At 67.2% G+C, this 18,662-nt stretch carries 13 protein-coding genes and 2 riboswitches; of the genes, 6 read left to right on the top strand and 7 right to left on the bottom strand.

Annotated elements, in window-relative coordinates:
- The first annotated feature begins 9 nt into the window (after positions 1-9).
- The 4 genes from ACFQQD_RS05265 to acs all read left to right on the top strand — a co-directional run bounded on the left by ACFQQD_RS05265 (position 10) and on the right by acs (position 5,414).
- A complete protein-coding gene (locus tag ACFQQD_RS05265; RefSeq protein ID WP_378087526.1) occupies positions 10-876 on the top strand; it encodes an ABC transporter permease in 867 nt (288 codons plus the stop codon).
- Between the two features lie 10 nt (positions 877-886).
- Entirely contained in the window at positions 887-1,489 is a 603-nt protein-coding gene (locus ACFQQD_RS05260; protein ID WP_378086960.1) for an OsmC family protein, read from the top strand.
- Positions 1,486-3,135: a sodium:solute symporter gene (locus tag ACFQQD_RS05255; protein ID WP_378086958.1), complete on the top strand. Its 1,650-nt coding sequence runs from the start codon at positions 1,486-1,488 to the stop codon at positions 3,133-3,135. Before ACFQQD_RS05260 ends, ACFQQD_RS05255 begins: the two co-directional genes overlap by 4 nt.
- 124 nt (positions 3,136-3,259) lie before the next feature.
- Positions 3,260-3,374: riboswitch (SAM riboswitch) on the top strand.
- Between the two features lie 12 nt (positions 3,375-3,386).
- The gene (gene acs / locus ACFQQD_RS05250; protein ID WP_378086956.1) at positions 3,387-5,414 is read left to right on the top strand and encodes an acetate--CoA ligase; all 2,028 of its coding nucleotides are present in this window, start codon (positions 3,387-3,389) and stop codon (positions 5,412-5,414) included.
- Between the two features lie 23 nt (positions 5,415-5,437).
- On the opposite strand, the gene ACFQQD_RS05245 is transcribed toward acs, so the two are convergent.
- From ACFQQD_RS05245 to ACFQQD_RS05230, 4 genes are all read right to left on the bottom strand, one after another.
- Positions 5,438-6,298 carry a siderophore-interacting protein gene (locus tag ACFQQD_RS05245; protein ID WP_378086954.1) on the bottom strand — a complete coding sequence of 287 codons (861 nt, stop codon included), beginning with the start codon at positions 6,296-6,298 and terminating at the stop codon, positions 5,438-5,440.
- A 106-nt stretch (positions 6,299-6,404) separates the two neighbouring features.
- Positions 6,405-7,820 (bottom strand): LLM class flavin-dependent oxidoreductase, encoded by a 1,416-nt coding sequence (locus tag ACFQQD_RS05240; protein ID WP_378086952.1) that lies wholly within the window; start codon positions 7,818-7,820, stop codon positions 6,405-6,407.
- Positions 7,817-9,313 (bottom strand): MFS transporter, encoded by a 1,497-nt coding sequence (locus ACFQQD_RS05235; RefSeq protein WP_378086950.1) that lies wholly within the window; start codon positions 9,311-9,313, stop codon positions 7,817-7,819. The genes ACFQQD_RS05240 and ACFQQD_RS05235 overlap by 4 nt, the downstream gene beginning before the upstream one ends.
- Positions 9,310-10,605: an acyl-CoA dehydrogenase family protein gene (locus tag ACFQQD_RS05230; protein WP_378086948.1), complete on the bottom strand. Its 1,296-nt coding sequence runs from the start codon at positions 10,603-10,605 to the stop codon at positions 9,310-9,312. The genes ACFQQD_RS05235 and ACFQQD_RS05230 overlap by 4 nt, the downstream gene beginning before the upstream one ends.
- Positions 10,606-10,702: 97 nt before the next feature.
- Positions 10,703-10,798, bottom strand: a riboswitch (SAM riboswitch).
- 179 nt (positions 10,799-10,977) lie between these two features.
- On the opposite strand from ACFQQD_RS05230, the gene ACFQQD_RS05225 reads away from it, so the two are divergent.
- Together ACFQQD_RS05225 and ACFQQD_RS05220 are read left to right on the top strand one after the other, a co-directional pair.
- Positions 10,978-13,197, top strand: a complete 2,220-nt coding sequence (locus ACFQQD_RS05225) for a tannase/feruloyl esterase family alpha/beta hydrolase (RefSeq protein ID WP_378086946.1) — start codon at positions 10,978-10,980, stop codon at positions 13,195-13,197.
- Positions 13,198-13,439: 242 nt separating this feature from the next.
- The gene (locus tag ACFQQD_RS05220; protein WP_378086944.1) at positions 13,440-14,942 is read left to right on the top strand and encodes a DHA2 family efflux MFS transporter permease subunit; all 1,503 of its coding nucleotides are present in this window, start codon (positions 13,440-13,442) and stop codon (positions 14,940-14,942) included.
- A gap of 66 nt (positions 14,943-15,008) precedes the next feature.
- Here the strand turns inward: ACFQQD_RS05220 and ACFQQD_RS05215 are convergent, their stop codons facing one another.
- From ACFQQD_RS05215 to ACFQQD_RS05205, 3 genes are read right to left on the bottom strand one after another with little or no spacing between them, the layout of a single operon-like run.
- Positions 15,009-16,904, bottom strand: a complete 1,896-nt coding sequence (locus ACFQQD_RS05215) for a bifunctional sugar phosphate isomerase/epimerase/4-hydroxyphenylpyruvate dioxygenase family protein (RefSeq protein ID WP_378086942.1) — start codon at positions 16,902-16,904, stop codon at positions 15,009-15,011.
- Positions 16,905-16,913: 9 nt separating this feature from the next.
- Positions 16,914-17,813 (bottom strand): shikimate dehydrogenase, encoded by a 900-nt coding sequence (locus ACFQQD_RS05210; protein WP_378086940.1) that lies wholly within the window; start codon positions 17,811-17,813, stop codon positions 16,914-16,916.
- Positions 17,810-18,658 carry a sugar phosphate isomerase/epimerase family protein gene (locus ACFQQD_RS05205; protein ID WP_378086938.1) on the bottom strand — a complete coding sequence of 283 codons (849 nt, stop codon included), beginning with the start codon at positions 18,656-18,658 and terminating at the stop codon, positions 17,810-17,812. Before ACFQQD_RS05205 ends, ACFQQD_RS05210 begins: the two co-directional genes overlap by 4 nt.
- Positions 18,659-18,662 lie beyond the last annotated feature (4 nt).

Raw genomic sequence — 18,662 nt, 5'->3', positions numbered from 1 at the left:
GCCGAGTGGATGGACACCGCCCGCCGACCGCCCCGGGAGCCGACAAGCGACGGCAAACCGGTCGGGGCTCCCCTCGGTCCCCGCCGAGGGGCGAATGGAACCAACAGAACCACAGGTGTGCTGACCACGGGAACCGGCCGCGCCGTCGTCGGGCTGGTGGTTCCGGTCCTGCTGGTGGTGGCCTGGTGGGCGGCCACGGCGGCCGGCCTGTTCTCCCCGGTGCAGCTGCCCCCTCCGGAGGCCGTGCTGCGCGCCGGGATCGACTTGGCCGCCGACGGGTCGTTGTGGCACCACATCGCCATCTCCGTGCAGCGCGTGGTGCTCGGCTTCATCATCGGAGGAGTCCTGGGCCTGCTGGCCGGCTCGCTCTTGGGACTGTCCACGTGGGCGGACGCCCTGCTCTCCCCGTTGCTCGGCGCCGTCCGCGCCGTGCCGTCCCTGGCGTGGGTTCCGCTGTTGATCCTGTGGATGAAGATCGGGGAGGACTCCAAGATCACGCTGATCGCCATCGGGGCGTTCTTCCCCCTCTTCACGAATCTGTATGCCGCACTGCGCCACGTGGACCCGCACTTGGTCGAGGCGGGCCGCGCCTTCGGATACCACGGACTGCGTCTGCTGCGGACGGTGCAATTGCCGGCAGTGGTTCCCTCCGTCTTTTCGGGCCTGCGGCTGGCACTGGCCCAAGCCTGGCTCTTCGTGGTGGCCGCGGAACTCATCGCGTCCTCGATGGGTCTGGGCTTCCTGCTCACCGATTCGCAGAACAACGGACGGACGGACCGGCTGATCCTGGCGATCATTCTGCTGGCCGTCATCGGCAAAGCCACTGACGCTCTTCTCGGTGTTGTCGAGAAATGGGCGAACAAGCGCTGGGCCTAAGATGGCGACCGTGAACCCACGATTCAGCGAGACTCCCCTCGAATCCGAGTCGAAAACCCTCCGGGCCGCAGGGACATGGACCGGCCGGCAACAGACCCGAGTGGCCATCCGGGACTTCAGCTTCGTGGTCGATGAACCGGAGTCCGTGGGGGGTCGCAATGAGGGCCCCACCCCCATGGAGTATTTGGCCGGGGCGATCGATGCCTGTATCACCGTGACGGTGGATCAGGTCGCCGCCCGCCGCGGCATGGAACTGACCGGGCTCAACACCTACTCGTATGCGCGCCAGGACCGGCGCGGGTTGGCCGGCACCGCCGATGTCCAGCCGTACTTCCACCGTTACCGGCTGCAACTGAGCGTGGGCACACCCGAGCGGGACGAGACCGTCCTGCGGAAGTTCGCGGCCGCCGTCGAGCACTCCTGCCCCGCCGTGAACCTGCTGCGCGACGCCCACGCGGGTCTGACCGTGGCCTGGTCTTTCGCCGAACGAACCGTGGAACACGACGCCGAGGCCGCCTGCAACGCCGCGCTCGGCTACGAGTCCCAGCACACGCCCGTTGACGCCCCGGAGCCGGTGTTCACCCTCGAGAACGCCTCCGAGGTCCGCTCATGACGGCCGCCGGTCTCTGGACGATCGGACTGGCGCTGGCCTATACGGTCTGGCTCGTCGTCGGTGGGCGGATCATGGTCAGGCGCAAGGAGACGGGCAAGGGCGGATTCTTCGTCGGCGGCCGCTCCTTCGGACCCTGGACCGTCGCGTTCTGCATCACAGGGCTGTTCTCCGGCTCCTCCTACATCGCCATCGTGGAGCTGAGCTACCGGACCGGCATCTCCGCCGTCTGGTACGGCGTCGCCGAGACGGTGCAGATCATCCTCATCGCGCTGCTGCTCGTGAAACCGTTGCGAGAGAAACTCGTGGTCACAGTGACGGGAATCATCGGCGATCGGTTCGGTCGCGGGGCCAAAGGCATCGGCTCGGTCATCACCGGACTGACCTTCCCCATGTACTCCGTGGCCACCACGATCGCCTTCGCCTCGGCTCTGCACGTGGTGACGGATCTGTCCCTCCCACTCTCCGTGGCCGCCACCGCGCTGGTCCTGCTGGCGTTCCTGTCCGGCGGCGGGATGCGCTCGGTCGGGTTCAGCCAGACGATGAACGTCATCATGATCGGCCTGATGTTCCTGGTCGGCGTCTGGACCGTGGTCAGCAGTCCCGGCTTCGGAGGTGCGGACGGACTCGTGGCCTACGCCGGTGAGCGGCCGGAGATGTTCGACCTGTCCGAGGCCGGACTGTCACTGATCGTGGCTTGGTTCGGCACGTTCATCATCAATGTGCCCCTGGCCCAGGCCGCTTTCCAGATGTCGATGTCCGCCCGGACTCCCGAGGACGGCCAGAAGGGGCTGTACCGGGCGGCGGTCCTCGGCATCCCGCTGATCCTGCTGGGCGTGCTCATCGGAGTCGCCTCAGCACTCGTGGTGCCGGGTGCCGGCCTCCCGTTGGTGGCCATCCCCGAGTACATCGTGGGCGCGGTTCCCCCGTGGGCTGCAGGCCTGTTCTTCGTGGGCCTCTGGGCGTGCGCCCTCGGCTGGGCCGGCCCCTGCCAATTCTCGGGCGCCACCTCCCTGGGCCGAGATCTGGGCTCGGCCCTGAACCCGAGGGCCACCGAACGCCAACTAGTGCGGTACACCCGCGTCGCCCTCGTGGGCCTGACCGTGGTGATGGTGGTTTTCGCCCTGCTGCGCACCGAACAGTCTGCTTGGTGGAACATCATGGCCTGGACCCTGCGCAACGGCGCCACGCTGGCGCCCGTGCTGGCCGCGTTCTTCTGGCCACTGGCCACACGGTCCGCGGCGCTGACCGCAATGCTGGCCGGATTCGGCGTCGGCATGGGGTGGTACGCGCTCTCCGGCTTCCATCCCAGCGAGTTCTTCCTCGGTATCCACCCCGTCTGGGTCGGGATGTGTGCCAACCTCCTCGGCATGGTCGTCGTGACGCTGCTGCAGGCTCGGTGGCGGTGGACTGCTCCCGGCACCAGTCGTCAGCGCGGGGTCACCGCCCTCATCGTGGCCGCGGTGCTCGTGTGCCTGGTGGCCGCGGCCTGGACACTGCTGACCGGTTACGGATTGACCGGTCTGATCATCGGCGCCGCCATGATCGCGGTCTTCACGGCAGCCGTGTACCTGACCGAGGGGACGGACCCGGCACAGACGGCCGACGACGCCGTGATCGCCACCGCAAATCAGCCTCACCATTCGTGACGTCGCGCCGGTTGTCCCGACGGGATGTCTAGACGGGATGTGTCCGGCCATCACCCCCGGCACTGGCGTAGCACTCCTTCACGTGCTTCGCGGAGGCTGCCGGCACGGCCGTAGAGTGAGTGACTGACCATCCCGAGCGGCCGAGAGATCTGGCTCAGTGACGCCGCAGCAACCCGTTCCGGTCCCGTGCCCTTAGTGCCCGTGCTGGAACTTGGTGCTACCGCCAGATTCGATGGAAAGAAGGTTCTGTCTTGTCTGTTGCTCCGAACAACCAGCCACACGTTCAGCCACGCCGCCAGCCGGGCGCCGATACCGAGCGTCTGGCCTTCTGGGAGGCCGCCGCCCACCGGCTCGACTGGCACACCCCGTGGCATACCGCCCACTCGTGGACCGCTCCGGACCCGCAATCGGAGCGAGGCCCCGAGATCCGCTGGTTCGACGGCGGCAGACTCAACGTCGCGGTGAACTGCGTGGACCGTCACGTCGAAGCGGGCCGCGGTGACAAAGTCGCGCTGTACTTCGAGGGCGAACCCGGAGACCGGCGAACCGTCACCTACGCGCAGTTGCAGAAGGAGGTCAGTCAGGCCGCCAACGCTCTCCTTGAATTGGGTATCGGTCAGGGTGACCGTGTGGTGATCTACCTGCCGGTGCTGGTGGAGACCGTGGTCATCACGCTGGCCTGCGCACGCATCGGGGCCGTTCACTCGCTCGTCTTCGGCGGCTTCTCGGCGGAAGCGCTGAAGTTCCGCGTGGAGGACACCGGGGCGAAGCTGTTGGTCACCTCCGAGGGGCAGTATCGCCGGGGCCAGGCCGTTCCGGTCAAGGCCAACGCCGATGAGGCCGTCTCGGGCGAGAACAACATCGAGCACGTGCTGGTGCTCAACCGCACCGGCAACACCGACGGCCTGAACTGGGTCGAGGGCCGGGACATCTGGTGGCACGACCTCGTGGACCGCCGGCCGGAGACCCACACTCCGGAGTACTTCGACGCCGAGACCCCGCTGTTCATTATGTATACCTCCGGCACCACCGGTCGGCCCAAGGGACTGGTGCACACCTCCGGCGGTTACCTCGTGCAGTCCTCCTGGTCCTATGACTTCCTGTTCTCCCACCCGGATCCCGAGGCCCGGGATCAGGACGTGCATTGGTGCACGGCCGATCTGGCGTGGGTCACGGCCCACACCTATGAGATCTATGGGCCGCTCTCCAACGGCGTCACCCAGGTCATCTACGAGGGAGTGCCCAACGCTCCGCACCCGGGCCGCCACTTCGAGATCATCCAGCGCTACGGCGTCTCGAGCTACTACACGGCGCCGACCTTGATCCGCTCACTGATGGGGTGGTTCCCCGAGGGCATTCCCGCGGAGTACGACCTCTCCTCCATCCGGTTGGTGGGAACTGTCGGCGAGGCCGTCAATCCGGAGGCGTGGACGTGGGCCCGGACCCAGATCGGACGTGACCGGTTGCGGGAGCTGGACCGTGCGGCAAAGCGAGCCACAGGGCCCGACGGCGGCGCGCCCGTTCCCCGCGACGGTTCCGTGGGCGTGCCGATGGTGGACACCTGGTGGCAGTCCGAGACGGGGGCCACCGTCCTGTCACCGCATCCCACCGATGAGCGGTTCAAGCCCGGTTGTGCGTCGCGCCCGCTGCCCGGCGTGGACGTCGCGGTGGTGGACGACGCCGGCGACCCCGTGGAGCCCGGAGTCCAGGGCAAGATCGTGGTCACCCACACCGGCCCCGCCATGGCCCGCACCGTGTGGGGCGATCCCGCCCGTTATTACTCGTCCTACTGGAAGCATTTCGCCGATCGCGGCTGGTTCCTCGCCGGCGACGGAGCCAAATACGACGAGGATGGGGACATCTGGATTCTCGGCCGCATCGACGATGTCATCAACATCTCCGGTCACCGGCTGAGCACCATCGAAATCGAGTCGGCACTCGTGTCCCATCCCGGCGTGATCGAGGCCGGCGTGTGCCCGGTTCCCGATGACAAGACCGGTCACGCCGCAGTGGCCTTCGTCGTCGCCCATCAGGACTGGGACGGACTCAGTGATGGATCGGACGAGCTGCGCCGCCACGTCGGACGCGTGATCGGCCCGGTGGCCAAGCCGCGTGAGGTGGTGTTCGTGCCGGATGTGCCCAAGACACGCTCGGGCAAGATCATGCGACGGCTGCTGACGCAGCTCTATGAAGGATCCACGCTGGGCGACACCACCAGTCTGCAGAACGAACCGTGCGTCGGGCAGATCGCCGAGGTCATGCAGGGCCGCCGCGGCTGAGTTCGCTCGGTTCGAGCAATCACTCAGGGCTCGGGAAAGATCTTCCCTATTGGTTCCGTCTTCTCCGCCTGGAAGGCCTCTTCCGCACGGCCGTAGGCCCAGTACGCCGACAGGGACATCTGCTTGCGGTCCACTCCGCGGACGTCGGCCAAATAGCGGCGCAATGCCTTGACCATCTCGCGCTCTCCATGAGCGAAGACCTGGACCGTGCCGTCCTGCCACGGGGCGTCGATGACCGCCGCGGCCAGCTTGGTGGTCTCCGGCGTGAAGGCGCCCCCGCGATGCAGCCACGTCACCTCGATCCCCTCCGGAGCCTCCAGGGCGATCTCGTCCTCCGGACCGGCAACCTCGATGAAGGCCCGACCGTCGGCGTCGGCCGGCATCGCCTCCAGTGCGGAACTGATGGCGGGCAGAGCAGACTCGTCACCGGCGAGCAGGTACCAGTCGGCCGCGGGGTCCGGCTGGAACATCCCGCCGGGCCCACCGAAGGTCACCCGGTCGCCCACCTTCGCCGACGCGGCCCACGGGCCGGCCAGTCCGTCGTCGCCGTGGACGACGAAATCGACGGTGAGGGTGCCGGCGTCGTGGTCCACGCTGCGCACCGTATAGGTGCGACGCACCGGCATCTGCTCCGGGGTCAGCCGCTCGCGGAGTTTCTCCATGTCATACGGCATGGTCAGGCCCAGCGCGGGGTCGGCGAACATCAGCTTGATGTACTTGTCCGTAGCGTCCTTGTCCTGATACAGGGAAAAGCCGGGACCGCCCAGCGTCAGCCGCACCATGTGGGGGCTCAACTGCTCAGTGGCCACCACCTCCAGCACCACCGGGGGCTTGGGCTGGCGCGGCTGACGGGCCCCGCCCCGAGCGGAGGGATTCGCAGTCATCGAAGTCTCTTTTCGCGTTGATTTCACCGTTGCTTCGACGTTAGGCCATTCTTCGTCATCGCAATATCCGAGTCTCTTCGCGTGACTCGACGACCATGGTCGCCGCTCAGCGGCGGTAGTCCGCACCTCGGTGATCATCGGCCAGGCGGGGGCCGGCACCCATGACTGTCTCACGCAGGGTTCTCGTCCCGGAGCTCGCGGAGGGATCCTCCGGCAGTAGGCCCCGCCGGCGCAGTTCCGGGGAGACCAGGGCGGTGAACCGTTCCAGGTCGGCCGGTCGGACCGCCGCGGAGATGTTGAAGCCGTCCACTCCGGTGGCCTCCTGCCAGCGTTCGAGCTCGTCGGCGACGGTCTGGGCAGAGCCGGCGATCACCGGGCCGCGGCCGCCGATGGCCACGAACTCTGCCAGGTCCCGCACCGTCCATTGCCGGTCCGGGGAGAGCTTGGTGAAAGCCGCTAGCGCGGACTGGTTGGCGTCGGTGGCCACATATTCCAGTGCGGAGTCCGGGTCGGCGCCAGCCAGGTCGACGCCGGTCCAGCCACCGAACAGCGACAGGGCGCCGTCGATGTCCACGTACTTCCGGTAGCCGTCCAACCGGTCCTGGGCCTCTTCGTCAGTGTCCGCGACGACGACGGTGGCCATGGTGAAGATCTTGACGGCGTCCTCGGCGCGGCCACGCTCCCGGAGGCCGGATCGCACGCCGTCCACCCATCCGCGCACCAGTTCGGGGGTGTTGCCGATGAAGAAGATGGCCTCCCCGTGATCCAGCGCGAACTGCTGACCGCGCCGGGAGGCACCGGCCTGGAACAGGAACGGCGTGCCCTGCGGTCCCGGGTGGGTGAGCGCCTGGTCCGGGACGGAGAAGTACCGGCCGTCGTGCTCGACCGGGTGGACCCGAGAGGGGTCGACGAACACCCCGGCCTCGGCATCGGCCAGAACGGCCCCGGGTTCATAGGAGCCCTCGAACAACTTATACATGAGGTCCATGTACTCGTCCGCCCGGTCATAGCGCTCATCGTGTGGAATCTGCCGCAGCATCCCCAGATTGCGCGCCGCCGAGTCCTGATACGAGGTGACGACGTTCCAGGCGATGCGTCCGCGCGTGACATGGTCGAGCGTGGCGAAAGTCCTCGCCAGCAGATAGGGCGCCTCGTACGTGACCGAGGCGGTCACACCGAAGCCCAGGCGCTCGGTCACGGCGGCCATGGCCGGAACCATGACGAGCGGATCCAGCAGCGGCGCCTGCACACCCCCACGCAGCGCAGCCTCAGCCGAACCTCCGTAGACGTCATAGAGGCCGGGGATGTCCGCCAGGAACAGCGAGGCGAAGCCACCGTCTTCCAGCGTCCTGGCCAGCGACGTCCAATACTCCAGGGTCGCGAACTGGCCGACTCCCGAGTCAGGGTGCCGCCACAATCCCGGGGACTGATGGACCGGAACCATCATGTCGAAGGCATTGATCAGCATGGGCGTGGAGTGCGCGGAGTGCGTGGATGGCGCGGGCGCGGCACTAGAACTCATCTGCCGGTCCTTTCGTCAGCGGGCGTACGGTCGGCAGCGGTGTCGTTGGCAGCAGGATCGTTGGCAGCGGTGTCGTTGGCCGTCGCGTACTCGTTCGCGGCGCCGACCGTCGCCAGCGTGCGGGAGTCTGCGCCTGCGCCTCCACCGGGAATGGTGGTGGTGGCGTCCGCCAGCGAGGCACCACGGCGATCACGGGCGGGGTCGCGGGCGAACAGGGACGCCGTCACGGAGGCCACGGCCAACAGGGACAGATACGCGGCGATCAACCACGGGGTGTCCCCGCCGAGGCTGAACAGCAGTGCCGCGATGAAGGGCGCGAAGCCGCCACCGATCACCGTGCCGACCTGATAGCCGAGATTCACGCCCGAATAGCGCACCCGGACGGGGAACTGCTCGGCGAACCACGCTGCCTGGGGGCCGTAAACGGAATCATGAGCTCCGTTGATGATGAGGATCACGACCAGCGGCAGCAACGCGAGCGCCCCCATCTCCACGGAGCCGAAGACGAGCCAGCCGGAGAGACCGATGGCGATGTATCCGCAGACCGAGACCGTGCGTCGGCCGTAGCGGTCCGACATCCAGCCCCAGAAGGGCGTGGTGAACAAGCCGATGGCCGAGGCGATCATGACCGCCGTGACCGCCGATTCCTGGTCGCCTCGAGTACTGACCAGGTAACTCAGCAGATAGACGGTGATCAGGTAGTACACGCCGTTCTGGGCCAACCGCAGTCCCGCCGTGACGAGCACCGGCCGCCAGTGGTGGCGCAGCACTTCGGCCACCGGCCATGAGGCGACGGTTCCGGAGGTGCGGTGTTCGCGGAATTCCTGAGAGTCCTCGACGCCCAGCCGAATCACCAGGCCGATGACGACCAGGACTGCTGAGGCCAGGAAGGGCAGACGCCAGCCGTACTCAGCGAACTGCTCGTCCGTGGTGGTCATCTGGACCAGGGCGAACGCGCCGGTGGCCAGGAGCATGCCGGCCGACGAACCGACCTGCGTGAACGATCCGAAGAATCCTCGCCGGTGGTCCGGGGCGTGTTCGACGGACAGGAGCGCGGCACCGCCCCATTCGGCTCCTGCGGAGATGCCCTGCAGGCAACGCAGCAACAGCAATCCGGCTACCGCCCACCAGCCGATCTGGTCGAAGGTGGGCAGCATGCCGATCAGCGTGGAGGCGACACCCATCAGCAGCAGCGAGCCGACCAGCAGGGCCTTGCGTCCCAGCCGGTCACCCAGGTGTCCGGCGATCACACCGCCGAGAGGCCGCATGATGACCCCGACCGCGAGAGTGGCGAAGGAGGCCAGAGTGGCCCCCAGCTCGGTGTAGCCGGGAAAGTACTGCACGTTAAACACGAGGGCCGCGGCCATGCCGTAGAGATAGAAGTCGTACCACTCCACGGTGGTTCCAGCGACCGCGGAGGCGAGGACCCGCTTCTTGCCGTCCAGCAGCCCGCGGCGGGCCCCGGGAGCCACTGTTTCCGGAGCGCCGCTCATCGGGCGTCCCCGATCGCATTCAGACCCTCGGGCAGAGTGCCGTTGATGAGATAGTCGCCGATGGCGCGGGCCCGGAAGGCGATGGGATTGTGTGTGGCCACCGTCTGGGCGTTGCGCCAGTGCCGGTCGAGTCCCTTCCGCGTGGAGGTGGCCGAGGCGCCCACGGTCAGGAACAGGTCCTGAGCGGCACCGATGCCCAACTCGGGAACGGTGATCATGGCGTGCTCGACGGCCAGCTCGGACCAATGCAACGCTGTGGGGATCTCCCCGGTGAATTCCGGCCGGTCGGCGCTGGCTGCTTCGGCGGCGGCGATGCCGTCATCGAGCGCTCGGGCGGCATGCAGGACTGTTGCCTCGGCGGTGTACGCCTTGGCGGCGATGCGTCCGGCCGCTTCCTGAATCAGCGGATCCTCGCGGAACGGCAGTCCGGAACCGGTGTTGAAAGTGCGCTTGCGGGACTGAATGGTGCTCACCGTGTCTCGCTGAGCGGCCTTGGCGATGCCGGCGATCACGCTGAGCAGGACGAGTTGGAAGAAGGCCGCCTCGTGGATGGCCTCCGGCGAACCCGCCACCCGGTCCAGAACGCCATCCTCACCGACCGGGACATTCTCGAACGTCGCCGTCCCCGTTCCGGTGAGCTTCTGGCCGAAGCCGTCCCAGTCGTCCTCCAGGCTCACGCCCTCAGCGTCGGTGGCGACGACGGCGAAACGCCGGCCGGTGACCGGCTCACCCTGGTCATCCACCAAGGCGGCGGAGACCCGGGTGTAGTCGGAGAAGATCGAGGCGGTCGCATAGTACTTCTGCCCGCTGAGCACCGCGCCGTCCGGTCCCTGACGGAGCACCGTGTTGAGTGTGCCCAGACTGTTGCCGCCCTTCTCGGTGGAGGCGTTGCCGACTGTCGCTCCGGCCAGCACTCGCGGGTACCAGGCCTCCTGGATCTGCCGCGGCTGGAACCGGAGCGACTCCAGGAAGCCGTAGTGCGAGCGGTAGATGTGGGCCACGTTCGCGTCGGCTTCGGCCAAGTCGACCAGCAGGTGCAGGAAGTCTTCGATACTGACTCCGGGGCCGCCGTGGGCGGCGGGCACGCGCAAGGTGCCGAATCCGGCGTCGTCCAGTTTCCGGATGACGTCGAAAGGCAGTTCGCGCTCGAGATCCCTCTGGAGCGAACCGGCGGCGATCTCCTCGAAGAGCGCCTGGAAGTGCTGTCGGAGTTCGGGGTACTGGGTCGGCAGAGCCGCGCCGAGGTTCCTGCCCTCGGTCACGGCGATGCCGGTGGTCGGTGTGGCGGTCATTCGGCGGTCCTTTCGGTCTACCGAAGGAATCCTCAGCCGAGCGCACGACTGCATCGCCAGGGGGCGAAGGTCGTCCACCTCTCAAGGGGCCGTGGACTATCCATCGGTCCTGGCAGTAGCACCCGTCTGCGGGACATCCCACGGGTTGCTGCGGCGTCAACGAGCCAGGTCTCTCAGCCGCTCTGGATGGTTACCCGGACAGACTAGTGCTCACGGAGGACGGCCGCCCGTGGCAAGTGTCACATCACTTCACACCTCCTCGCCAAGCCCGTTCTCGTCAAACCCGTTGTGGCGGCACTGGGGTGTGACCCTTGACACACCCTGAGTGTCACCTAAGACTGAGCTGACAGTCATCGTGAAGGGGAGTTCATCATGTCCACATTCACCCGCCGAGTGCGCCGGTTGGCGTGCACCGTGGCAGCGGCCTCATTGGTGGTGACGGGGTTCGCGGCCCCCGCCCACGCCAGCACGAGCCCAGGTTCGGGCGATGCAGCACAGGCCGGCGCCGAACAATGCTCCGCCTTGACGGGACTCGAGATCGACGCCGGCCAGATCGGCGTCCCCACGACCGGTGCCGTCGTCGAGAGCGCCGAAGCCGTCTCCGATGAGACGGACGGATCCTACTGCAAGGTCAATGGCCGCACGCTGCCGGTCGACCCGGAAGCCCCCGGCGTGAGGTTCCAGGTGAACCTGCCGGACGACTGGAACGGAAAATCGCTGCAGTTCGGGGGCGGGGCGTTCAACGGGACCCTGGTCAGCGGCACCGGGCGCCACAACCTGCAGCCGCTCGACCTCGAGACCCCACTGGCTCAGGGATACACGACGCTCGGATCGGACGGCGGGCATGAATCCGGAGGTGGTTTCGATGCTGAGTTCGCCCTCAACGAGGAGTCGTTGAAGGACTACGGGCTGTGGTCCATCAAGAAGGCCCACGATGTCTCCGAGGTACTCATGGAGGAGTACTACGGACAGGAATCGGACTACGCCTACTTCATCGGCGGCTCGCAGGGTGGGCACGAGGCACTCGACGCCGCGGCGCGGTACCCCGACGACTACGAGGGCGTGGTGGCCAACTACCCGGCGTACAACGTCATGATGCTGCACTTGTCCTCCCTCAACGTCGGCCGTGCGATGTACGCGGAAGGCGGGAAGGCCTGGCTCAGCCCGGAAGACACCAAGCTACTGACGGACACCGTCTATGAGGTGTGCGACACCGTTGAGCTCGACGGTGTCGTGGACGGCGTCATCTCCAACGTGGCCGGATGTAACGAGGTCATGACCGTCGATACGGTCGAGGACCTGCTGGGCTGCGAAGCCGGCGCCACCGACGAGGACCGATGCCTGACACCGGAACAGCTCCAGGCGATTGACACGGTCAATTCGCCCTATACACCCGGCATCGAGATCGCCGGCATGACCGAGTTCGGGCGCTGGCCGATCCTGGAGGGCGCCCTGTGGCAGCGGTCCACCTTCGGTTCCGCGCCCCAGCCGTCCAATCCGCTCTCCGGCACCGAGGGTCTTCTCTACAGCGTCGGGGCAGCCAACGTGAAATACCTCATCACCCAGGACCCCGACTATGACGCCATGGAGTTCGATCCCACCGAATGGGAGGACCGCATCCAGGAGCTGGCCGCCATCACGGACGTCTCGGATGTGAGCCTGGAACCCTTCTTCGACCGCGGTGGCAAGCTGCTCATGACGCACGGCACCGCCGATGACTTCATCAGCCCCCACAACTCGGACGCCTACTGGGAACAGCTGACGGAGACGTTCGGTGACGAGCTCGCGGATCACGCCCGGTACTACAAGGTGCCGGGGCTCGGCCACGGCTTCGGACCGTTCAACGCCACCTGGGACGGCCTCGGAGTCCTGAGCTCGTGGGTTGAGGAAGATCAGGCCCCGCAGACGCTGACCGCTGTCGACGCGAACGAGGGAACCGACCGGACTCGACCGATGTGCCAGTACCCGGCGTGGCCCGAGTACCAGGGGTCCGGGTCCGAGGACTCGGCGGCGAGCTTCGACTGCGTCGTGGACCGCACCGAGGACGGACCGACCTTCTCGGACAACCCTCCCGGATCTGCGTTCTACGCCCCGGTGCAATGGATGGCCGAGAACGGCATCTCTGTGGGGTATGCGGACGGGACCTTCCAGAAGAATCGCGATGTCACCCGGGGTGAGACCACCGCCTTCCTCCACCGCCACGTGCGGCCGGACTTCAGGACTCCCGAGGAAAGCCCGTTCAACGACGTCAACGTCAACGGCGCCTTCTTCACGCCGATCACCTGGGCCGCCGCCGAGAGGGTGACCGCCGGCTACGCTGACGGCACCTTCAAGCCCTCCAGGTCCGTGACCCGTGGAGAGTTCGCCGCGTTCCTCTACCGGCTGGCCGAACCGGAGCACACCGCCCCGGGGACGAGCCCCTTCGAGGACCTGAATCAGGGCGGGGCGAACTACGCCGCGATCACCTGGCTGGCCTCCCAGGGCATCACCGTCGGTGACACCCAGGGCAACTTCAATCAGTCCGATCCGATCACCCGCGGTGAGATCTCCGCCTTCTTGCAGCGGTACGACCGGGTCATCGACGCCGGATAGCGCGCAGCACCCCGAGCCAGAGCCCGGAGCCCGGAGCCGGGCAGAGAGAGTCGGCAACGCCATCCCCCGTCCAGACGGTGGGATGGCGTTGCCGCGCTCGGCGTCAAGCGACGGATGTGACCAAGCCCTCAGTACGGTATTTTGCCCCCGACGTGGGTGGGTGACGGGAATAAGGGCAGACTGGATGAGGTTGGCTAACCGGGGCCCACAGGCTCCTTTGTGATTTTTGAGAGAGGACAGCCGTGTCGAATTCGGCCGCCGAAAACCCTGACAACTCGTCAGCCACTGTTTCCCCGACCGCCACAGAACCGACCGTTCCGGAAGGCGCCTCCAGAGTCGTATGGCTGCTGGTGGTCGCCGCCTTCGTGGTGATTCTGAACGAGACCGTCATGGCCGTGGCCCTGTCCGATCTGATGGTGGAATTCGAGGCCCCCGCGTCCACCGTCCAGTGGATCACCACGGCGTTCATGCTGACCATGGCTGTGGTCATTCCCACCACGGGCTACCTGCTGACCCGCTTGCCCTTGCGAACCGTCTTCGTCATGGCCATGACGAGCTTCCTGCTGGGCACGCTGCTGGCCGGCCTCGCGCCGACCCTGCTCGTGATCATCTTCGGCCGAGTCGTTCAGGCCATCGGTACGGCCATCATGCTGCCGCTGCTCTTCACCACCGTGCTCAACGTCATTCCAGCGAGCCGCCGCGGCCGCACCATGGGCCTGATCTCCATCGTCATTGCCGTGGCCCCGGCCACCGGCCCGACCATCGGCGGCGTCATCCTGGACGTCCTCGACTGGCGTTGGCTGTTCTGGACCATGCTGCCCATCGCCGGGATCGCCCTCCTGCTCGGCGTGACGATGATCCGCAACGTCACTGAAACGCGGAAACTGCCCTTGGACGTGTTCTCCGTCATCCTCTCGGCCCTGGGCTTCGCCGGCCTGGTGTTCGGCCTGAGCAGCATCGGCTCGGCCGCCGAAGGCCAGGCTCTGGTCACGCCGTGGATTCCGCTGACGATCGGCATCGCGGCTCTGGCACTGTTCACTTGGCGTCAGCTGAGCCTACGCGAGCACGCTTTGCTGGACGTCCGGGCGTTCCGTACCCGCACGTTCTCCGTGTCACTCGGCATGATGATGACGGGCATGATGGCCATGTTCGGCACGCTGATTCTCTTGCCGATCTACTTGCAACAGGTCCTGGAACTCTCCGCTCGGGACACCGGTCTGATGCTGTTGCCCGGCGGACTGTTGATGGGCGTGATGGGTCTGATCGTGGGCCGGCTCTTCGACCGTATCGGTGCCCGGCCGCTGGTGATTCCGGGGTCCGCGATCGTGGCCGTGGCCTTGTGGGGCATGACCACGCTGACCGCCGACTCGAGTCAGGTCACCATCATCGCGTGGCACATGCTGCTCAACGCGGGACTGTCCTGCATGTTCTCACCACTGATGACCGCGGCCCTGGGCGCACTCCCCCGCCGCCTCTACTCCCATGGCAGTGCCATCATGTCCACGTTCCAGCAGGTCGCGGGCGCGGCCGGCACCGCGTTGTTCATCACCGTCATGGCGACGGCGACGTTCGCCGGTGCGCAGAGCGGCGCCGATCCGTCGGAGGCCTTGATGAACGGCGTCCACAACGCCCTCGTGGCCGGGGCGATCATCTCCCTGGTGGCCTTCGTGGGTTCGTTCTTCGTCAGGTCGGTACCGGCTCCCGAGGAGGAGACGGTCCCGGTCCGGGAATCCGTCGACGCCTGACTCGAAGTCGGCCGGTGTTGATCTGACGCGCCCGTCCGATCGATCCCCGCATCACCTGGTCGGGGCCTACTGGCGGTCCAGGTCGTACTGAGCGGCCAGCCGGACGGGCGCCGACCCTGCTCCGTAGCCGTCGTAGCCGTCGCGGCGTTCGACGACCTCGAAGAAGACGGTGCCCACGGTGCGGGTATAGAAATGCAGGAACTCTCCGCGCTCGTCCCGGTCGTACATCACATCGTGCTCGCGCAGCTCGGCCAGCAGGGTCGTGTCCAGATCGAATCGTGCCGCCAGGTCCTCGTAGTAGTTCGAGGGGACCGGCAACATCCGCAGCCCGCGGGCTCGGGCGCGCCGGGCGACCTCGATGGCATCCGTGGCGAGGAAAGCCACGTGCTGCGGGTAGGCCGCCTTCAACCGGAGCTCATCGTGATCGATCTGACTGGTGATCGTGCGGGTGTCTGAGGACCGTCCGGGATCCAGGCCGTGAGGGATGAGATTGAGCGGAATACGCACCGCTCCGTCCGGCGTCCTCATCACCTCCGATCGGACGAGCCCTTGCGGCGAGGCGACGTCGTTGCTGACCTGGGCCTCCAGGCCGAACAGCGAGCGGTAGAACAGCACTCCCTCCTCGAACCACTGCCACGGCTGAGCCAAATTGACGTGGTCGATGCCCAGGAGCAGTCCATTGCCGACGTCGGCCGAGGCCGGTTCCCCGGACCGGGCGCCATACTCCTGGACCCACTGCGGCGCGGCTGCGCTCGGGGCCAGGAACACCTCCGTCCCGTCTGGTGCCTGCACACCCCGCAACACCATCTCGTCGGCACGATTGGCGCGCCAGGCTTGCGGGTAATGCAGGTCGCGGGCGTGGTGGGCCGTCGCTCTCGGGTCGGGCACCTGCAGACCGATAGAGGCGATGACCGAGCCACCGGCCTGGTCGAGGGGACCCTCGTGGCGATCGTTGGTGACCACCCTGGCCTCTCCCGCTGAGAAGAGACGAATGTCCTTGGTGCGGTGGCGGCCGTTGTCCGCGAAGCCCAGTTGGGTCAGGACTTCGGCCAGTGCTGCCGGTTCAGCGGCCCGGACTTCGGCGAAGTCCCAGCCGGTCGGATGGGCGGGGGCGTCCCCGGCCTGAGCGTCGTCCAGCCACCGCAGCGAGCGCATGGCCTCGCGTGCGGTGCGGACGGACTCAGTCTGGCGGTAGATGTCGGAGAACACCTCCAGGGAGACCGGCCCGGTGTATCCCGTGGCGTACAGCTCACGCATGAAGCTCACGAGGTCGAAGCCGCCCTCGCCGGGGAAATTGCGGTGGTGGCGCGACCAGGAGAGCACGTCCATCAGTTTGATCGGCGCATCGGCCATCTGGACGAAGAAGATCTTCTCGCCGGGGATGTTCCGGAACCCGGTGACGTCACCTCTCCGCGAGAGGATGTGGAAGGAGTCGAGGCAGATGCCCAGGTTGGCGTGGTCGGCCTGCTCCACCAGGGACCACGAATGCTCGTACGTGTTGACGAAGCGCCCCCAGGCCAGCGCCTCATACGCGATGCGGATGCTGTAATCGGCGGCCAGATCCGCGGCCCGGCGCAGCTGCTCCACGGCGACCTCGTCCTCCCAACGGGTGGCGGTGCCGACATTGGAGCAGAGCAGGATGAGATCGACGCCGAGGCGCCGCATGAGCTGGAACTTCGCCTCGAGACGCCGCAGATTGTCCTCGAAGACCTCGTCCTCCACGCCTTCCAGGTCCCGGAACGGCTGGTACAGGTCCAGGCTCAGCCCGAGCTCCTCGGCGAGTTCGCGGACCTGCTCTGGCGAGAGTGGCGAGGCCACGAGGTCTGGCTCGAACACCTCGATCCCGTCGAAGCCGGCTTCTGCCGCGGCCCGCATCTTCTCTTCCAGTGTTCCCGCGAGACACACGGTCGCGATCGAGGTGCGGGACATCCGGTGGGGGCCGGTGTGATCACTCTGGCTCATGCTGTCACCCTACGTCGGTCTCCTGGTTTGCTTCTCGGCCACGAGTTCGAGGAAATGGCCTCTGACCCGCGCGGGATCGGCCTCACGCCCGGTGATCAGGGCGAAGGCGTCCAGTGCTTGGCCCACCGCCATGGTGCCGCCGTCCACCACGGAGCATCCGAGGGCGCGGGCGGCTCTCACCAGTTCCGTCTCCACGGGCAGATACACGACGTCCGAGACCCACAGCTCCGGACGCAACCACGCCGGCTCCACGGGAAGACCGGGATGGGTGTGCATACCCACCGGGGTGCAGTGGGCCAGACCGGTGGCCGCGGCCAGGCACTCCGGCAGCTCGGCATGCGGGCGGGCCACCACCGTCTGGCCCGGGAATTGGGCCTGCAGGTCGGCGGCCCGGGCCGCGGACCGCTCGACGTCCAGGTCGATCAGCGTGAGGGTTCGCGCGCCGGCACGCAACAGGGCGTAGGCGACGGCGGATCCGGCGCCGCCGGCCCCGATCTGCACCACAGACCCCAAGTCCGGTTCGGCCAGGGTGCTCTTGAGGCCGGTGATATAGCCGGAGTAGTCGGTGTTGTGCCCCACCGAGCGCCCGTTCCGGAAGACCACGGTGTTCACGGCGCCGAGGTTCCGGGCATCCTCGTCGACCTCATCGAGGTGTTCCATGATCGTCTGCTTGAACGGGTGGGTGATATTGAAGGCGTTGAAGCCGAGGCGGCGCCCGTAGTCCAGCAGCCGAGCCGCCTCCTCCTGAGCCTGCTGCCCCTCGAATCCGAGTGCCGCCACATCGATCGGGCGGTACAGATACAGCAGCCCGTGTTCCCGGGCCTCCCTTTCGTGCATGGGTGGGGACAGCGACGCGGTGATGCCGTCGCCGATCAGCCCGACCAGATAGGACTCGTCAACGGTGCTCATGCGCTCACCTCCTCGCCGAGAAGGGCCACCGCGGTGCTCTTGAGGTGATCCACCCAGCCCTGGGCACCCAGGCGAGCGACGGCGTCGTGATGGGGTACTTCCACGGAGACGGGCAGCCGGGCGCCCGCCCGGGGAGTGTCGGCCAGCCCGGACTCCAGAGCGGCCAGAACCCCGGTCAGGTCCAGGTCGCCCTCGCCGGGGGCCAGGCGTTCGGAGCGGGATTCGTGGATCAGGCCCTCGCGGTCAGCAGGGACTCGTGCCGGTGCGTCACACAGCTGCACCAGAGGCGCGCGGTCGGCAGCGGCGGCGAGCTCCTCGGCGGTGCCGCCGAAGCGGCCCACGTGCAGGGTGTCCACCATGATGTCGCAGCCAGCATAGACCGCGAGCTGGTCGGCGAACGGTATCGAGGCGACCGCTTGATAGCTGATGGGTTCCAGTGCCGGGCTGATCCCATAAGGGCGTCCGTCCTCGGCCATGAGTGCGAGGGTGTCCCGGGCTCGTGAAGTGTCGGTGTCGCTGCAGGCCACGGTCAGGGACTCAGCCCCGAGCGCCTGTCCAGCCTCGAACATCCGCATCCACGCATCCCGCTGATCCGTACCGTCGAGCAACAGAAACTCGATGTCCTTGACCACCACTCCGGTATCGGCCATGCGGGACAGCGTCTCGGCCAGCAGGGCCGACCCCGGTTGAACGTCGAAAGACGCCTCGGTGGTGGTCACCGGACGCACCCGGACGCCGACGAAGTCGAAGCCCGCCTCTGCCGCATGCTGCACCAACTGCGGCGGCGGGGCCGACAGCAGGGACAACGGCGCCAGGCCGATCAGGCGTCCGTTGGCTACTGGCATCAGG

Source organism: Citricoccus sp. GCM10030269, from assembly GCF_042665635.1.
Lineage (GTDB): Bacteria > Actinomycetota > Actinomycetes > Actinomycetales > Micrococcaceae > Citricoccus.
Note: the sequence above shows the minus strand (reverse complement) of the source record. Positions and strands in the feature narration are given on the sequence as shown.

Bases quoted from the DNA above. Each gene is read 5' to 3' on its own strand.
- ACFQQD_RS05265 (WP_378087526.1), top strand. From the start codon at position 10: ATGGACACCGCCCGCCGACCGCCCCGGGAGCCGACAAGCGACGGCAAA.
- ACFQQD_RS05255 (WP_378086958.1), top strand. From the start codon at position 1,486: ATGACGGCCGCCGGTCTCTGGACGATCGGACTGGCGCTGGCCTATACG.
- ACFQQD_RS05245 (WP_378086954.1), bottom strand. From the start codon at position 6,298: ATGACTGCGAATCCCTCCGCTCGGGGCGGGGCCCGTCAGCCGCGCCAG.
- ACFQQD_RS05240 (WP_378086952.1), bottom strand. From the start codon at position 7,820: ATGAGTTCTAGTGCCGCGCCCGCGCCATCCACGCACTCCGCGCACTCC.
- ACFQQD_RS05235 (WP_378086950.1), bottom strand. From the start codon at position 9,313: ATGAGCGGCGCTCCGGAAACAGTGGCTCCCGGGGCCCGCCGCGGGCTG.
- ACFQQD_RS05230 (WP_378086948.1), bottom strand. From the start codon at position 10,605: ATGACCGCCACACCGACCACCGGCATCGCCGTGACCGAGGGCAGGAAC.
- ACFQQD_RS05225 (WP_378086946.1), top strand. From the start codon at position 10,978: ATGTCCACATTCACCCGCCGAGTGCGCCGGTTGGCGTGCACCGTGGCA.
- ACFQQD_RS05215 (WP_378086942.1), bottom strand. From the start codon at position 16,904: ATGAGCCAGAGTGATCACACCGGCCCCCACCGGATGTCCCGCACCTCG.
- ACFQQD_RS05210 (WP_378086940.1), bottom strand. From the start codon at position 17,813: ATGAGCACCGTTGACGAGTCCTATCTGGTCGGGCTGATCGGCGACGGC.
- ACFQQD_RS05205 (WP_378086938.1), bottom strand. From the start codon at position 18,658: ATGCCAGTAGCCAACGGACGCCTGATCGGCCTGGCGCCGTTGTCCCTG.